Raw genomic sequence first — 16,355 nt, forward strand, 5'->3', positions numbered from 1 at the left:
GCGCTTTTTTTAGTCGGTGGGACTGTTACCCGTAAACAACCGGCCATCGCGGACCAACTCCCGCGGATAACTATTTTTCAGCCGCGAGCCGACCTTTTTCGCCAGACCCAACGGGAAGCCCTGATACGTCACAATAACCTCATCCTGAGACGGGGTGGTTTCCGGGTAAACGTCGCGACCACGATACCACTCTTCGGCTTCCTGATGCGTCAGTTCAAACGTTTTATCGCTGTCCGCCAGGGCGATGACCGCTTCGTGCTGCCAGCGGTACCCTTTATTATGCACTTCCGCCAGGCGGATCCCGATACGTGAAAAACGGACTCTACCAATAAGCGGCTCAATGGGTGCCGGGAACAGCCATATCTCTTTATCACGCATCCAGAGGTGCAGATTCTCATCCCAGATCAGCCCAACCTTGTTGGCGGCGGCTTTAAGTTGCACAGCATCGCGGCCTTTCAGCGGGGCGAACGGGAAATTGCCGACCTTAAATTTCGGGGCTGGCAGGGGAGCCACCGCCTGAGTTTTGCGCAGACGAGCCACAAAGAACCCTTCGCAGTCGTAAATCTGCGGGAACACGTGCAGGAAACCTTCCGGCGTGACGGCCTCATCTGCCGTGGCAAACAGACCGTTAAGTGGCAGGAACTCAACGGCATCCGGGTATTGCGCTTTCAACCACAGACAGACGTCTTCGTTTTCATCGCGGTTGAGGGTACAGGTGGAGTACACCAGCGTGCCGCCGGGGCGCAGGGCGTGAAAGGCGCTGTCGATCAGTTCGCGCTGCGTGGCAGCGATCTCAAGATTGCTTTCCACAGACCAGTTCTTTAACGCATCGGGATCTTTACGCACCACCCCCTCGCCGGAGCAGGGGGCGTCGAGCAGAATGGCATCGAACGCTTCCGGCAAGGCGGCGCCAAACACGCGTCCGTCAAAATGCGTCAGGGCGACATTCTGGATACCGCAGCGGCTGATGTTGGCATGCAAGACTTTCACGCGGCTGGCGGAAAATTCGTTAGCAAGAATCGCCCCGTGATTACCCATCCGGGCGGCAATTTGTGTTGTTTTCGAGCCGGGCGCGGCGGCAACGTCCATCACGCGTTCAGGTGCGTTGCCTTCTGCGAACAGGGCGGCAACCGGCAGCATCGAACTGGCTTCCTGAATATAAAACAGACCGCTCAGATGTTCTGCGGTACTTCCCAGCGGCACGGCATCTTCGTCATCGCGCTCGATCCAAAACCCCTCTGCACACCAGGGCACCGGCGTAAGCTGCCAGTTGTAGGGGGAAACCAGCGTCAGAAAATCATCGACGCTGATTTTCAGCGTGTTGACGCGAATGCTCCGGCGTAACGGACGCTGGCAGGCGGCGATAAAATCATCTAACGACAGGTGAGAGGGAAGCGCCTCGCGCATTTGCGCAAGGAATTGTTCAGGAAGAAATACGGAGTTTTGAGCCACGTGCACACCACAGGGAAAAGTTCAGGTCCGCAGTGTAACATAAAGGCTCCGGCGCGTTGACACCGGAGCCTTTCAGATTAACGCGGCAGAGCCGTTCCCCATTCACGCCACTCTTTCGGTTCGCTTTCGAGCAGCAGGAAGTGTTTCCCCGACTGCGCTTTTGGCGCCAGTGGCGTGCCAGGCGGGGTGGCAAACGCAATACCGCCACGGATGAACTGGTTGAAGGTACCGGTTTTCACCACGCCCCCCGTCAGGCCGAAGTCCAGCGAGTAGCCAGATGCCAGCCAGAATACCGAGTTATTTCGTACCAGGTGCTGGTAACGGTCGCTGATACGTAACGCCACCATCACACGATCGGAGAGCGTTCCAAGCGTCAGACCCGTTACCGTACCCACCTCAATACCGCGGAACAGAACCGGCGTGCCGATGCCAAGTGAGCCTGCTTCCGGGACTTCCACCACAATGCTCAGGCCACCGAGGTAGCGCGAATCGGTGATGGTGGCTTCCTGCAGTTCGAAATCACGCCGTGCATTGCCCTGGCCGGGTTCGACGTTGATATAGGGCTGCAGAATAGTGTCGAGATGTTCAACGCCTGCGGCCGAAATCTGCGGCGTCACCACCGAGAAGCGGGAACCGGTGCGGGCGAAGGTCTGCACATATTCCGGGTAGAGCACCGCGGTGGCCTGTACCTCGTTGCGGGAGGTGATCAGCGTCAGCTTCTGGATCTGGCCGATATCAATGCCCAGGTAGCGAATCGGCATGCCTTCCGCCAGCTTACCGGCATCAAACGCATGCAGGGTAATCTGCCCACCCACGGCACGCGCGGCGGTTTCGGACGGGAAGAGAATACGCTTATCGCCCTTACGCAGGTTTGCGCCTGCACCGCTGAGGTTATCGAAGCTAATGGCGCCGCGCAGTGCGCGTGAGAGCGGGGAGGCCTGCACGGTCAGCCCGTTACCGTTAAGCTGAACTTTCGCGCCGCCTTCGGCCCAGAAGACGCTGTTTGGCGTCAGCAGCTTGCGATACTCCGGCTTGATATGCAGTTCGATATCAAACGCGTCCGCACGCGGGCGAACGGCGATCACTTCCCCGACTTCAAACTTGCGATACAGCACCACAGAACCTGCCTGGACGTCCGGTAGCGTCTCGGCGCTCAAGGTCAGCGTGGTCGTCGGCAGATCGCTCAGGCTGTTTTCAATCGCTTTGTCCAGGTTGGCATACAGCGGGTAATTTTCGCGGATGGGGCCTTTATCGCCCGGCAAAATGCGAATGCCGCCGTTAACCCATTCGCTGGCACTGGCACCAAGGAACTCTACGCCGTCCAGGCCTACCTTCACATCGACGCGGCTGTTAACCACGAATTTACTGTCGCCATGGACGAGGTTGCTGTATTGCGGATCGATCGCTACCGAGAAGCTCACGCCGTTTTCGGAAAGCGTTCGCTCCAGAACCTGACCCACCTGGACACCGTGGAGGATCAGCGGCTGACCGGCTTCAATACCATAACTTTCGGGGGCATTTAGCGTAACCGTCACAACGCCCGGTTTTTGCAGCAGGGCTTTATCCGCCGGGGCGATCACGAAGTTGTTGCTTGGCTTTCCTTCTCCGGGGATCAGTTCAAATGTGTTGCCGGTCAGCAAAGTGCTGAGACTGGCATCGTTCAGAGAGAGCTTCGGACTGCGCATCTCGATACGCGTTTTCTCGCGCAGGAGATCGACCACGCTGGGGTCGACGGTCATTTCGCCCGTCACCGAGCCGCCAGGGTTGAGCGTCATTTTGGTGAGCTGACCTACCTGCAGACCCTGATACATCAGCGGTGTTGATCCGGCTTTCAGACCTTTCGCATCGGGCAGAACAAGTTTGACGATCACCCCTCGCTGGCTGTGCGCCAAATCAGCGTACAACCCGAACGTATCATCGGCAGCAGCAGGGCTGGAGTTCTCCGGGGAGTCAAAGGCAATCGCCCCGTTTACCAGTGCGGCCAGGCTCTCCAGCTTCACTTTAGCACCGCTCAGGCTGAGGTCGGCATCTACGCCAGACACGTTCCAGAAGCGGCTGCCTTTTTTCACCAGGTTGGTGAATCGGCGTTCGATCAGCACATCGATGGTCACGCCCTGTTTGTTCGGATTGATGGCGTAATCGTAAACGCGACCCACCGGAATTTTTCGGAAATAGACCAGCGAGCCACTGTTCAGTGAGCCGAGATCCGGCGCCTGCAGATGGATCATCAGATCGCCGTTATTGAGACGATATTTTGGCTGCGTATCCAGCGCGACAAAGTGATCCTGCGGTTCGCCCTTGCCTGGCATCATACCGATGTAGTTACCGCCAACCAGCGCATCCAGCCCCGAGACACCCGCCAGAGACGCCTTCGGCGTGACCAGCCAGAACTGCGTTTCGCTGCGCAGCGCGTCCTGCATGTCCGATTTAATGCTGACCCGCACCTGAATTTTGTTCAGCCCTTTTCCGAGTGAGATGTCCTGAACCGTACCGACTTCAACCCCCTGAAAACGAACGGGGGTTCGTCCGGCGACGATGCCGTCGGCGGTCTGGAAATCAATGGTGACGGTACTTCCGCGATCTTCATAGCTCGTCCAGATAAGCCAGCCTGCAATCATCAGGGCGATGACAGGCAGCAACCAGAATGGCGAAATGCGGCGTTTAGTTTTAATTCTCGCTTCAGTCGGCGAAGCGGGGGTTTCCTGACTCATGTGCATCCCAAAGTAAGCGGCTATCCAGCCATTCCACAGCAAGAATAGTCAATATCACCGCAGAGCCGAAATAAAAAGCTGCGGGTCCCATAGTAAAAGCAAGTAACTGGTCGCGATTTATTAGCGACATCATCAGCGAAATCACAAACAGATCCAACATGGACCAGCGGCCAATCCAGGTGACAAATCGCAGAAGCAGTATTCGGGTTCGTAATCCTTGTTCACACTTAAAGTGAATGCTGATGAGCAGGGTGAACATCACCACGACTTTGGTAAAAGGAACCAGGATACTGGCGATAAAGACGATGGCCGCCACCCCAACGTTGCTGTGCGCCAGGGAGATAATGCCGGAGAGGATTGTATCCTCCTGACGGGCACCATTCACGTAAATGATGGAAATCGGCAGCATATTGGCGGGGATCAAGAACACCAGGGAGGCAATCAGCGCCGCCCAGCATTTTTGCAGACTGTTATTGCGTCGATGCAGCAAGGGTATGTGGCAGCGCGGACAGCGCCCACGGGGATCGGGCAACCCGGTGTAATGGCATCCCAGACAGACGCGGAGATTCTCATCCGGACGGGTGGCAGGGCGCTGAGGGTAAAAACGCTCCCAGAGTTGCTCAACGTTCAGGTGGATCAGCGTCAGGATGCTGAGCAGCACCAGGCAGATAAAGGCAAAAAGCCCGACGCCCGGCTGCAGAAAAGCATAATCCTGCACTTTAATTGATGCCACGCCCACACCGACCAGATAGATATCCAGCATCACCCACTCTTTGAGTTTATCCAGCATCAGCAGCACCGGGCGAAGATTCATCCCCAGGATGTTGCCAAACCACAGATAGGCAATGGCTGCAACCAGCACCAGTGGCGCGCCAATGGCGCAAAACAGCACCATGGCAGCGGTAATCGGATCGCCCTGGCGGGTCATCTGCCAGATCCCCTGCAGCACGTTGGCATCAATGCGTACGCCAAGCAGGTAGAGCTTCAGCAGGGGCTCGGTCCAGGCGAAGGGCATCAGCAGCAGCATGGTGACGGCCATGGCGGCCAGACGGGTTAACGACCAGTCTCGGCCGTCACGAATTTTCGCGTCACATCGGGGGCAAAAGGCACTTTGGTGCGATTTCATCTTCGGCAACATAAAAAGCGTATCGCACTGGGGGCAACGCTGATAATGTGCACGAGGCAAAGCGTCTCTTACCGTATGGACCGTTATCTTTTTTGTCGGCGTAATTTTGGTTGTTTTTAAGGCCATCAGCTGCGCACAAATAAGTATTGTTGAACGTTATATTAACTCATGAACGGATTCATCTTGAGCATGAGCGCATTTAATGCTTATTTTAATAGGCTATGCGGTAATTTTGTAAGACAACTAAGTGATTGAATAATGAACAAAACAGAATTCTACGCGGATCTGAACCGCGATTTTAAGGCATTGATGGCGGGTGAGACCAGCTTCTTAGCCACTCTGGCAAATACTAGCGCATTGTTGTTCGAACGTCTCTCTGACGTGAACTGGGCTGGCTTTTACCTCCTGGAAGGTGACACGCTGGTACTTGGCCCGTTCCAGGGCAAACTGGCTTGCGTGCGTATTCCGGTCGGGCGCGGTGTATGCGGTACTGCGGTGGCCGAGAATCAGGTACAGCGTGTGGAAGATGTTCATGCGTTTGACGGGCATATCGCCTGTGATGCCGCCAGTAATTCTGAGATCGTACTGCCGCTGGTCGTAAGAAATCAGATTATTGGCGTTTTGGATATCGACAGCACCGTCTTCAGTCGCTTCACAACCGAGGACGAGCAAGGGCTGCGCGAGCTGGTGGCGAATCTGGAAAACGTCCTTGCCGGCACCGATTATCAAAAATTCTTTGCGAGCGTCGCAGGATAATCAACGGATAACGTAGCATTTACTGATAGCGTCATTATAATGACGCCTGTTCATGCCTGCGCTTGTTGGCAACGTCCGTTGTAATCAGGAAATTTCATGGAAAATCAACCTAAGTTGAATAGCAGTAAAGAAGTTATCGCATTTCTGGCCGAGCGTTTCCCGCAGTGCTTCAGCGCGGAAGGTGAAGCTCGTCCCCTGAAAGTCGGTATTTTTCAGGATCTGGTAGCGCGCGTTGAGGGGGAAATGAACCTCAGCAAAACTCAGTTGCGTTCTGCCTTACGTCTTTATACTTCGAGCTGGCGTTACCTGTACGGTATCAAACCGGGCGCGACTCGCGTGGATCTCGACGGCAACCCTTGTGGTGAGCTGGACGAGCAGCACGTTGAACACGCACGCAAGCAGCTTGAAGAAGCCAAAGCACGCGTTCAGGCACAACGTGCAGAACAGCAAGCGAAAAAACGCGAAGCCGCAGCGGCAAACGGCCAGGAAGAAGCGCCTCGTCGTGAGCGTAAACCGCGCCCTGCGCCGCGTCGTCACGATAATAACGATCGCAAACCGCGTGCAGACAAACCAGCAGCCAAAGCCCCACGTGCGCCTCGTGAAGAGCCGCGCCATACCCCGGTTTCTGACATCAACGCGCTGAGCGTGGGTCAGGCGCTGAAGGTCAAAGCGGGCAACAATGCTATGGACGCCACCGTACTGGAAATCACCAAAGATGGCGTTCGTGTACAGCTGACTTCTGGTATGTCAATGATTGTACGCGCAGAACACTTGTTGTTCTGAAACGGAGGCCAAGCCTGGCATGAACACTTTTTTTAAGCTCACCGCGCTGGCGGGTCTGTTTGCTATAACAGGCCATGCTTTCGCAGTGGACGATATCACGCGTGTTGATCAAATTCCGGTACTCAAGGAAGAGACGCAGCACGCGACGGTGAGCGAGCGCGTGACGTCTCGTTTCACCCGCTCGCACTATCGTCAGTTCGATCTCGATCAGGCCTTTTCGGCCAAAATCTTTGACCGCTATCTGAACTTGCTGGATTACAGCCATAACGTTTTGCTCGCCAGTGATGTCGAGCAGTTCGCTAAGCGCAAATCCGAGGTGGGTGATGAGTTGCGGTCAGGCAAGCTGGATCTTTTCTACGACCTCTACAACCTGTCGCAAAAGCGCCGCTTTGAACGCTATCAGTACGCCCTGAAAGTGCTCGAACGTCCGATGGACTTCACCGGCAACGACAATTTTAATCTTGATCGCAGCAAAGCGCCGTGGCCGAAAGATGAAGCCGAGTTGAATGCGCTGTGGGACGGAAAGGTCAAATACGACGAACTGAGTCTCAAGCTGACCGGCAAAGATGAAAAAGAGATCCGTGACACGCTGACGCGTCGTTACAAATTTGCCATTCGTCGTCTGGCGCAGACCAACAGTGAGGATGTCTTCTCTCTGGCAATGACGGCCTTTGCGCACGAAATCGATCCGCACACCAACTATCTCTCCCCGCGCAACACCGAACAGTTCAATACCGAAATGAGCCTGTCTCTGGAAGGTATCGGTGCGGTACTGCAGATGGACGATGATTACACCGTGATCAATTCCATGGTGGCGGGTGGCCCGGCCTCCAAAAGCAAAGCGATCAGCGTAGGTGACCGCATTGTTGGGGTCGGACAAACCGGTAAAGGCATGGTCGATGTCATTGGCTGGCGTCTTGACGACGTGGTTGCGCTGATTAAAGGTCCGAAAGGCAGCAAAGTTCGTCTGGAAATTCTGCCAGCGGGTAAAGGCACTAAAACCCGTATCGTTACCCTGACCCGTGAGCGTATCCGTCTGGAAGACCGCGCGGTGAAAATGTCGGTGAAAACCGTGGGTAAAGAGAAGGTGGGTGTCCTGGATATCCCTGGCTTCTACGTAGGGCTGACCGACGATGTGAAGGTTCAGCTGCAGAAACTTGAGAAACAGAACGTCAGCAGCGTCATCATTGACCTGCGCAGCAACGGCGGTGGTGCGCTGACAGAAGCGGTATCGCTCTCTGGCCTCTTCATCCCGTCTGGCCCTGTGGTTCAGGTGCGTGATAACAACGGTAAAGTCCGTGAAGATGCCGACAACGATGGTGTGGTCTACTACAAAGGCCCGCTGGTCGTGCTGGTCGACCGCTTCAGTGCGTCTGCGTCTGAGATCTTTGCCGCGGCAATGCAGGACTACGGCCGTGCGCTGATCGTGGGTGAGCCAACCTTTGGTAAAGGCACCGTTCAGCAGTATCGATCGCTGAACCGTATCTACGATCAGATGCTGCGTCCGGAATGGCCTGCGCTGGGTTCAGTGCAGTACACCATTCAGAAGTTCTACCGCGTCAACGGCGGCAGTACGCAGCGTAAAGGCGTCACGCCGGATATCATGATGCCGACAGGAACGGAAGAGACCGAAACGGGCGAGAAGTTTGAAGATAACGCGTTACCGTGGGACAGCATCAATGCTGCGACCTACGTGAAAGCGGGTGATATGACGCAATTTGGCCCTGAACTGCTGAAAGCGCATAACGACCGCATCGCGAAAGATCCGGAATTCCAGTACATCATGAAGGACATTGCGCGTTTCAATGCCCTGAAGGATAAACGGAATATTGTTTCTCTGAACTACGCCCAGCGTGAGAAAGAGAACAACGAAGACGATGCCACGCGTCTGGCCCGTATCAACGACCGCTTCAAGCGTGAAGGTAAGCCTCTGCTCAAGAAACTGGACGATCTGCCAAAAGATTACCAGGAGCCGGATCCTTACCTGGACGAGACGGTGCATATCGCCCTCGACCTGGCGAATCTGGAAAAAGATAAGCCTGCTGAGCAACCCGCTCCGGCGAAATAATCCCCCAACAGGCACAAGAAATTGTGCCTGTTTCTTTTTGTTCCGCATCCTTCCGTCAGGCAGATTTCCAATTGTGTAAAGTTGTGTCTTTCTGGTGACTTACGCCCTCCGGATGCTTGAAAATAGCCGCAATACCCATACGATGTGGGTAATCGCATAGTGCGCTTTGTTAAACTGAGGTTAAAAGAAAATTATGATGCGAATCGCGCTCTTCCTGCTCACCAACCTGGCGGTGATGGTGGTTTTCGGGCTCGTGCTAAGCCTGACAGGAATTCAGTCGAGCAGCGTTCAGGGTCTGTTGATTATGGCGCTGCTGTTTGGTTTTGGTGGCTCGTTCATTTCCCTGCTGATGTCAAAGTGGATGGCGCTGAAATCCGTCGGCGGTGAGGTGATTGAGCAGCCGCGTAACGATATGGAACAGTGGCTGATGAATACGGTGGCTCAGCAATCCCGTCAGGCCGGGATCGCCATGCCGCAGGTGGCCATTTATCATGCGCCCGATATTAACGCGTTTGCTACGGGTGCCCGTCGTGATGCATCGCTGGTTGCTGTCAGCACCGGGTTGCTGCAAAACATGAGCCGTGACGAAGCCGAAGCGGTCATCGCTCACGAAATCAGCCATATTGCCAACGGCGACATGGTGACCATGACGCTGATTCAGGGCGTGGTGAACACCTTCGTTATCTTTATCTCCCGTATCCTGGCGCAGATTGCGGCGGGCTTTATGGGCGGCAACCGTGATGAAGGTGAAGAGAGCAACGGTAACCCGCTGATCTACTTCGCCGTGTCGATGGTGCTGGAACTGGTGTTCGGTATTCTGGCGAGTATTATCACCATGTGGTTCTCGCGCCACCGTGAATTCCACGCGGATGCCGGCTCTGCGAAACTGGTGGGACGCGAGAAGATGATTGCTGCCCTGCAGCGCCTGAAAACCAGTTACGAGCCGCAGGAAGCGAACAGCATGATGGCCTTCTGCATCAACGGTAAATCAAAGTCGCTCAGTGAGCTGTTTATGTCTCACCCGCCGCTGGATAAACGTATTGAAGCTCTGCGCAGTGGGGAATACCTGAAGTAACGCGAAGCGTCACAATAAGCCGGGCAGGCGTATTCACCGCCCGGCTTTTTTTATGCCTGAACCCTGGGCTGGGTAACGCGCAGACCGCTGACGATGGCCGCGAGGGTGGCAAGCGCGCCGGCGGTGAGCAGCGCAACGTGGTTACAGTTTTGCCCGGCAAGGTTAAACATCAGGGCAACCAGCGCCGCGCCGCTGCTTTGCCCCATAAGGCGCGCAGTTCCCAACATCCCGCTGGCGCCGCCACTGCGGTGACGGGGGGCAGAGGTGATGATGGTGTGATTATTGGGGGACTGAAACAGGCCGAACCCCGCACCACAGAGGATCATGCGCCAGACGATGTCCAGATCGCTGGGTGATGACGGTAACAGTGCCAGCGCGAAAAGGCCGGTTGCCATGACGGCCAGTCCCACCGCACCCAACAAACCGGCATGGATACGTTCAATTAAGTAACCCGCCAGCGGCGCCATCACCATCGTCGCCAGTGGCCAGGGCGTTAGCAGCAGCCCGGTCTCCACCTCCGAACGTCCTACCACGCTTTGCAGAAAGAAGGGCAGAGAAACCAGCGCCAGCATCTGAGCGCAGAACGAGCAAATGGACGTACAGATGGAGAGCGAAAAGAGGGGGATACGCAGCAGATCTACCGGCAGCAAAGGAACGGGCAGGGCGAGCTGACGGCGAACAAAGAAGAATCCTGTTACCAGCAGGGCGATAAGCTCGATGCCGGTAAGCGCCATGGATTGCCCCTGAGCAAAGCCGCTCAGGGCTGTAATCAGCAGACCAAAGGTCAGTGCATTCATCACTGCGCTGGGGACGTCAAAACGCGGCATGGTACTTTTGGGGCCGTTAGCAGGAAGAAAACGCAGGGCAAAGAAGATAGCCACGATACCCAGCGGCACGTTTATGGCAAAGAGCCATTGCCATGAGGCGACAGAAAGTATGGCTGCTGCAATTGTTGGTCCGGCGGCGGAGGAAACCGCGACAATAAACGAGTTTATCCCCATCCCGCGTCCAAGGTGACGTTGCGGATAGATCAAGCGGATCAATGCCGTATTTACACTCATCAGCGCCGCACCGCCAAAGCCCTGCGCTATGCGCGCCAGCGTCAGCGTGTGCAATGAGTCAGACAGGGCGCATAACAGCGAGGTAAAGGTGAACACCACCAGGCCGCACTGATAGACCCGACGGTGGCCGAACATGTCGCCGAGGAAAGAGAAGGAGAGCAGGGAAATCACAATCGCAATCTGATAGGCGTTAACAATCCATATCGAGCTGGCCGGGGAGGCCTGCAGGTCGCTGGCGATAGTGGGCAGGGCAACGTTCGCAATCGCGCCATCGAGGACGGCCATTGAGATCCCAATAATAATCGTAGCAATGGCGCCATACCGCAGGGGCAAAGGCAGACCATCGGAAAGGTTCTTTTCCATCGGGGATAAAAAGCTCAGGGTGAAATTATTCTCAGGGTAACGATTTTAGCACTGTTAACGCCGTTATATGTCGCAGATTTGTAACGAAACAAACGCGCATTGATTGCAGGTAACATCACAGGAATTTATAATAAAAACCGGTTCTGATTTTTATAAAACACTCTCTATGAGGTGGTAAATGGCAATTGCGGATTTGGATAAACAGCCAGATTCTGTTTCTTCCGTGCTGAAGGTGTTTGGCATCTTACAGGCGCTCGGAGAAGAGCGTGAAATTGGTATTACAGAGTTGTCGCAGCGTGTGATGATGTCGAAAAGCACCGTTTACCGCTTTTTGCAAACCATGAAGTCACTGGGTTATGTAGCGCAGGAAGGAGAGTCTGAAAAATACTCTCTGACGCTAAAGCTGTTCGAACTGGGTGCCCGGGCGCTGCAAAACGTTGATTTGATCCGCAGCGCGGACATTCAGATGCGTGAGATCTCCCGTCTGACCAAAGAGACCATCCACCTGGGTGCACTGGATGAAGACAGCATTGTTTACATCCATAAAATCGACTCCATGTACAACCTGCGTATGTATTCGCGCATTGGCCGCCGCAACCCGCTTTATAGCACGGCAATTGGCAAGGTTCTGCTGGCGTGGCGCGATCGCGAAGAGGTGAAGCAGATCCTTGATGGTGTGGAATATAAACGCAGTACGGAACGAACCATTACCAATACTGATGAACTGTTAACGGTACTCGACAAGGTGCGTGAACAAGGATACGGCGAAGATAACGAAGAGCAGGAAGAAGGGCTGCGCTGCATCGGCGTTCCGGTGTTTGACCGTTTTGGCGTGGTGATCGCGGGTTTAAGTATCTCTTTCCCAACCCTGCGCTTCTCAGAAGAGCGTCTGCACGAGTATGTAGCTATTCTGCACACTGCCGCGCGTAAGATTTCCGAGCAGATGGGCTATCATGACTATCCCTTTTAACGCGTTTTAGCATAAAAAAACGCCGCATCTTCTGCGGCGTTTTTCGTCAGTGGTTAACCAGGCCAGTTAGCCATTATCAACCACGACGGACATCTTTCTCAGTATCGGGCAGTTGGTTAAACCAATGATGCCGCTATCAGAATGGAGATACTGCGCCGTGCTTACGCCTTGTGCTGTTACGTACTTACACTGAATACCTAAGCCTGCTGCATTTTCGGTGCTTCCCACAAGCACACCGTAGCCGGTTAACAAAAGTCCAATCCAGAGTATCGCCAGTACTAAAATCGTTCGAATGATTACGCGCATTGTTACCTCTTTTATCGTTGTTATCATGAGGCTAGCCTAAACGGTTTACGTAATGAAACAAGTGCAGGATTCTGAAAAAGACCTGATGTTGGTACAGTTAGTCCTTGTTTAAGGTCACCGTGATAACCTGGTTGTATCAGGTCTTTAGACGGAGTGTGGAGTGAAAAAAATACGCTGGGTGATTCTGATTGTCGTACTGATAGCGTGCGTGGTGTTATGGACGCAGACGATCAATGTGATGTGCGATCAGGATGTACAGTTTTTTAGCGGCGTTTGCGCAATCAATAAGTTTATCCCGTGGTAGCACGCATTTTTTCTTAAGGTGATTTCCTTCCTTCGCACCAGTGGTAAAATAGGCGTTTTTATTGAGGTGGTGAAATGGGTGAGTTACTGAACTCAGGGTTGCTGAATGTAGCATCCCTGATGATCTCTTTGGTTGTTCTGCTGGTGGGTCTGGTCATTTGGTTTTTCGTGAACCGTGCCAGTTCCCGTACAAACGAGCAGATTGAACTGCTGGAAGCGCTGCTCGATCAGCAAAAGCGTCAGAATGCGCTGCTGCGTCGTCTGTGCGAGGCTAACGAACCGGAAGGGAAAGACGAGTCAAAAGAGGCTGTCGCTGAAAACAACCAGGATCAGGACGATTTTATCCGTCTGGTGGCTGAGCGCTGATTGCCGTGTCCCGGGAGGGACTGTGGTCTGGTTCAGTCCAGGTGTAATCCCTCCCTGAAAACGCGTTAAGTGGTAAGGCAGATAATTTAGCACCAGTTAATAGTACTTTCAGGATACTGAAAACTGGCGATTATTTATCCTTATAAACGAAGCGATGAATTGTTGCATATATTCTGTATGTATCTACGCTCAAAAATGTTTTATTTTTATCGAAACGTTTTGCTTGCCTTGTTTTGATGCAGCGTCATAAAAATTTCATTATTTTGGTGCATAACCCTCCTTATTACCTGCTGCATTTTAATACAGTTCGGTGCGGATTATTAACATTGGGTTTTTCCTGAAACAATACGCCCCCGTTGCAATGATTTAAGCATAAGTTTTCACAATTTGTTCTAACTCAATCAATTCCGAAGATTTCTTTTCACGGTTGCTGGACGCATTGTAATGATTGAGCTATGTTAAAAAAGTCTTAGATTACAGTGCTTGCGAAAGCACCGTAGAGCCTGTGTAAGAGCGTTAAGCTGTCTGTGTGTATCGCGCATAATTGTGCAAATCCTTACAGACAGTGTTCGAATTTGTGCGGCGGATCGAGACATGTTTAAAAATGGCTTGCCATATTAAACATAGTGTGTGATAACACGTTTTGGGTCAAACGAGGTACAGTTCTGTTTATGTGTGGCATTTTCAGTAAAGAAGTCCTGAGTAAACACGTTGTCGTTGAATACCGCTTCTCTGCCGAACCTTATATTAGTGCCTCATGCAGTAATGTCTCAGTTTTATCTCAGTCAATGCCTGCGGGCTAAGAAAACACTCTAAGGAATTTTGCAAATGGCAAAGATTAAAGGTCAAGTTAAGTGGTTCAACGAGTCTAAAGGTTTTGGTTTCATTACTCCTGCTGACGGCAGCAAAGACGTGTTCGTACACTTCTCTGCAATCCAGGGTAACGGCTTCAAAACTCTGGCTGAAGGCCAGAACGTTGAGTTCGAAATTCAGGACGGCCAGAAAGGCCCAGCTGCAGTTAACGTAACTGCTATCTGATCGAACCGCTGCTGACTGAAGCGCGTAGCACTTCAATCTCAGACATAAAGCCTCGCACAATGCGGGGCTTTTTTATGCCCCTATCTTTCAAAATATGACTATCCTCTGTCTCGTTAGCAACTTGTTGCAAAGCTGCGAGGTTAGAAGCACAGTTTCGCCTCCCTCAGCGCATCTTTTCCCGTTAAATCAGAGCGTTGTTTAACAGCTCTGGGGTTCAGGTGAAAAAGAAATTAATTATGAGCGCTGGCAATTTCACACCAGCGCGTTTTGCGCTGCTCTGTTTTGCTATTTTCTGCAGTCTGGCTTTTTTACTGGGTCGTGTTGCCTGGCTACAAATCATCAAACCAGACAACCTGGTGAAGCAGGAAGATATGCGATCGCTGCGTCAGCTGACGATTGATGCTCCACGAGGGATGATCACGGATCGTGAAGGCCGACCTCTGGCGGTCAGCGTGCCCGTCAGAGCCGTATGGGCCGACCCTAAAACGGTACTCGCAAAAGGGGGCGTTGGTTTTGACGATCGCTGGCAGGCGCTGGCGAGCGCGCTTCATCTCTCCCTGAATACCCTCTCTTCGCGCATTAACGCCAATCCCAGGGGCCGGTTCATTTACCTGGCTCGTCAGGTTGATCCTGCGCAGGCCAAATGGATTGATAAACTGAATTTGCCGGGAATTAACCTGCGTGATGAATCGCGCCGTTTTTACCCGGCAGGCCACGTGGCGGCCAATCTGATTGGCTTCACCAATATTGACGGGCAGGGCATTGAAGGGGTGGAAAAAAGCTTTAATACTCAGCTGACGGGTAAAGCGGGTGTCCGACAGGTAAGGGAGGATCGCTACGGCCGGGTGGTTGAAAACCTGACGGAAGTTGCGCCCACGCCAGCGCATAACATTCAGCTCAGCATCGACGAGCGGCTACAGACCATTACCGAAGACGCGCTGGATAATGCCGTGGCCTGGAATAAGGCCGAGTCAGGGGCATCGGTATTGATCAATATCCCAACCGGCGAAATACTCGCCATGGCGAGTTACCCGGACTTCAACCCCAATAACCGGGAAGGCGCGACAATTAACGATTTTCGTAACCGGGCTATTAGCGATACGTTCGAACCCGGTTCGACCGTTAAACCGCTGGTGCTGATGACGGCGCTGCAGCAGGGGCTGGTCCAGCCGGACAGCGTGATTGACACCCATCCTTATACACTTGATGGACACCGTATTCGCGACGTGGGCTACTACCCGGAGCTGACGATGACCGGGATCCTGCAGAAATCGAGCGATACCGGAGTCTCCCGGCTCTCGCTGGCGATGCCCATACAGCACCTTCTTGATACCTACCGGAACTTTGGTTTTGGCACGAACACGGGTCTTGGCTTAACGGGGGAGAGCGCGGGCCTGTTGCCACAGCGTAAGTACTGGAGCCAGCTCGACCGCGCGACCTTTGCCTTCGGCTATGGCCTGATGGTGACGCCGCTCCAGCTTGCCCACGTCTATGCGACGATTGGCGGATTTGGACTGGAGCGTCCCCTGTCGATCACCCGCATCGATCCCCCCGTTATCGGGCACCGCGTTATGCCGGAGGAGATCGCGCATGACGTGGAGCATATGATGGAGAGCGTTGCGCTACCCGGCGGCGGTGGCGTTAAGGCCGCGGTGCGTGATTACCGCGTGGCGGTAAAAACCGGTACGGCGAAGAAGATTGATGTCAGCGGCAAATATGTCGATAAATATGTCGCCTATACCGCGGGCGTCGCGCCTGCGAGCGATCCGCGTTTTGCGCTGGTCGTGGTGATTAACGAGCCTCAAAACGGGGCGTACTACGGTGGGGCGGTTTCAGCGCCGGTTTTCAGCGAAATCATGGGCAACGTGCTGCGCCTGGAGAATATAAAACCTGATGGCCTCCCGGCCGGTTCTGACCACCTTATCGTCATGCGGTAATCCAGCCGTTTTATAGCGGGGCGAATAGCGGTACACTTCG

The 16,355-nt window shown here is 53.8% G+C and carries 14 protein-coding genes and 1 pseudogene; 10 read left to right on the forward strand and 5 right to left on the reverse strand.

Annotation, left to right across the window (positions count from 1 at the left end; translation table 11 throughout):
* Positions 1-9: 9 nt before the first annotated feature.
* From rsmF to yebS, 3 genes are all read right to left on the reverse strand, one after another.
* Positions 10-1,452, reverse strand: coding sequence for a 16S rRNA (cytosine(1407)-C(5))-methyltransferase RsmF (gene rsmF / locus L977_RS03690; RefSeq protein ID WP_047624798.1), 1,443 nt, complete (start codon positions 1,450-1,452; stop codon positions 10-12).
* Positions 1,453-1,529: 77 nt separating this feature from the next.
* Positions 1,530-4,163 (reverse strand): PqiB family protein, encoded by a 2,634-nt coding sequence (locus L977_RS03695; RefSeq protein ID WP_014884295.1) that lies wholly within the window; start codon positions 4,161-4,163, stop codon positions 1,530-1,532.
* On the reverse strand, positions 4,132-5,415 hold the full coding sequence (gene yebS / locus L977_RS03700; RefSeq protein ID WP_047624802.1) for a membrane integrity lipid transport subunit YebS: 1,284 nt from the start codon (positions 5,413-5,415) through the stop codon (positions 4,132-4,134). Before yebS ends, L977_RS03695 begins: the two co-directional genes overlap by 32 nt.
* A 132-nt stretch (positions 5,416-5,547) precedes the next feature.
* Between yebS and L977_RS03705 the strand changes: the two genes are divergently transcribed.
* The 4 genes from L977_RS03705 (at position 5,548) to htpX (ending at position 9,971) form a co-directional block, all read left to right on the forward strand.
* Complete coding sequence (locus L977_RS03705; protein WP_014884293.1) at positions 5,548-6,045, forward strand: GAF domain-containing protein; 498 nt, start codon at positions 5,548-5,550, stop codon at positions 6,043-6,045.
* A 96-nt stretch (positions 6,046-6,141) separates the two neighbouring features.
* Entirely contained in the window at positions 6,142-6,828 is a 687-nt protein-coding gene (gene proQ / locus L977_RS03710) for an RNA chaperone ProQ (protein ID WP_014884292.1), read from the forward strand.
* 19 nt (positions 6,829-6,847) lie between these two features.
* Positions 6,848-8,896 (forward strand): carboxy terminal-processing peptidase, encoded by a 2,049-nt coding sequence (prc, locus tag L977_RS03715; protein WP_014884291.1) that lies wholly within the window; start codon positions 6,848-6,850, stop codon positions 8,894-8,896.
* A gap of 193 nt (positions 8,897-9,089) precedes the next feature.
* A complete protein-coding gene (gene htpX, locus L977_RS03720; protein WP_014884290.1) occupies positions 9,090-9,971 on the forward strand; it encodes a protease HtpX in 882 nt (293 codons plus the stop codon).
* A 50-nt stretch (positions 9,972-10,021) separates the two neighbouring features.
* On the opposite strand, the gene L977_RS03725 is transcribed toward htpX, so the two are convergent.
* Positions 10,022-11,395 carry an MFS transporter gene (locus tag L977_RS03725; protein ID WP_047624807.1) on the reverse strand — a complete coding sequence of 458 codons (1,374 nt, stop codon included), beginning with the start codon at positions 11,393-11,395 and terminating at the stop codon, positions 10,022-10,024.
* A 178-nt stretch (positions 11,396-11,573) separates the two neighbouring features.
* Between L977_RS03725 and kdgR the strand changes: the two genes are divergently transcribed.
* A complete protein-coding gene (kdgR, locus tag L977_RS03730; protein WP_014884288.1) occupies positions 11,574-12,365 on the forward strand; it encodes a DNA-binding transcriptional regulator KdgR in 792 nt (263 codons plus the stop codon).
* A gap of 66 nt (positions 12,366-12,431) precedes the next feature.
* Here the strand turns inward: kdgR and L977_RS03735 are convergent, their stop codons facing one another.
* Positions 12,432-12,671, reverse strand: a complete 240-nt coding sequence (locus tag L977_RS03735) for a YobH family protein (protein WP_047624809.1) — start codon at positions 12,669-12,671, stop codon at positions 12,432-12,434.
* A gap of 160 nt (positions 12,672-12,831) precedes the next feature.
* Here L977_RS03735 and mgrB point away from each other — a divergent pair, with 160 nt between their 5' ends.
* The 5 genes and pseudogenes from mgrB to ftsI all read left to right on the forward strand — a co-directional run bounded on the left by mgrB (position 12,832) and on the right by ftsI (position 16,315).
* Entirely contained in the window at positions 12,832-12,975 is a 144-nt protein-coding gene (gene mgrB, locus L977_RS03740) for a PhoP/PhoQ regulator MgrB (protein ID WP_014884286.1), read from the forward strand.
* 74 nt (positions 12,976-13,049) lie between these two features.
* Entirely contained in the window at positions 13,050-13,340 is a 291-nt protein-coding gene (locus tag L977_RS03745; protein WP_014884285.1) for a YebO family protein, read from the forward strand.
* A 671-nt stretch (positions 13,341-14,011) separates the two neighbouring features.
* Positions 14,012-14,156: pseudogene (locus L977_RS23085) on the forward strand (DUF2627 domain-containing protein).
* A gap of 12 nt (positions 14,157-14,168) precedes the next feature.
* Complete coding sequence (cspE, locus tag L977_RS03750) at positions 14,169-14,378, forward strand: transcription antiterminator/RNA stability regulator CspE (RefSeq protein ID WP_001062678.1); 210 nt, start codon at positions 14,169-14,171, stop codon at positions 14,376-14,378.
* Between the two features lie 218 nt (positions 14,379-14,596).
* Positions 14,597-16,315, forward strand: a complete 1,719-nt coding sequence (ftsI, locus tag L977_RS03755) for a peptidoglycan glycosyltransferase FtsI (RefSeq protein ID WP_047624817.1) — start codon at positions 14,597-14,599, stop codon at positions 16,313-16,315.
* Positions 16,316-16,355 lie beyond the last annotated feature (40 nt).

It is taken from the genome of Enterobacter sp. ZOR0014, assembly GCF_000798855.1.
GTDB classification, from domain to species: domain Bacteria; phylum Pseudomonadota; class Gammaproteobacteria; order Enterobacterales; family Enterobacteriaceae; genus Enterobacter; species Enterobacter kobei.

Bases quoted from the DNA above. Each gene is read 5' to 3' on its own strand.
- L977_RS03695 (WP_014884295.1), bottom strand. From the start codon at position 4,163: ATGAGTCAGGAAACCCCCGCTTCGCCGACTGAAGCGAGAATTAAAACT.
- yebS (WP_047624802.1), bottom strand. From the start codon at position 5,415: ATGGCCTTAAAAACAACCAAAATTACGCCGACAAAAAAGATAACGGTC.
- L977_RS03705 (WP_014884293.1), top strand. From the start codon at position 5,548: ATGAACAAAACAGAATTCTACGCGGATCTGAACCGCGATTTTAAGGCA.
- proQ (WP_014884292.1), top strand. From the start codon at position 6,142: ATGGAAAATCAACCTAAGTTGAATAGCAGTAAAGAAGTTATCGCATTT.
- prc (WP_014884291.1), top strand. From the start codon at position 6,848: ATGAACACTTTTTTTAAGCTCACCGCGCTGGCGGGTCTGTTTGCTATA.
- htpX (WP_014884290.1), top strand. From the start codon at position 9,090: ATGATGCGAATCGCGCTCTTCCTGCTCACCAACCTGGCGGTGATGGTG.
- L977_RS03725 (WP_047624807.1), bottom strand. From the start codon at position 11,395: ATGGAAAAGAACCTTTCCGATGGTCTGCCTTTGCCCCTGCGGTATGGC.
- kdgR (WP_014884288.1), top strand. From the start codon at position 11,574: ATGGCAATTGCGGATTTGGATAAACAGCCAGATTCTGTTTCTTCCGTG.
- L977_RS03735 (WP_047624809.1), bottom strand. From the start codon at position 12,671: ATGCGCGTAATCATTCGAACGATTTTAGTACTGGCGATACTCTGGATT.
- L977_RS03745 (WP_014884285.1), top strand. From the start codon at position 13,050: ATGGGTGAGTTACTGAACTCAGGGTTGCTGAATGTAGCATCCCTGATG.
- cspE (WP_001062678.1), top strand. From the start codon at position 14,169: ATGGCAAAGATTAAAGGTCAAGTTAAGTGGTTCAACGAGTCTAAAGGT.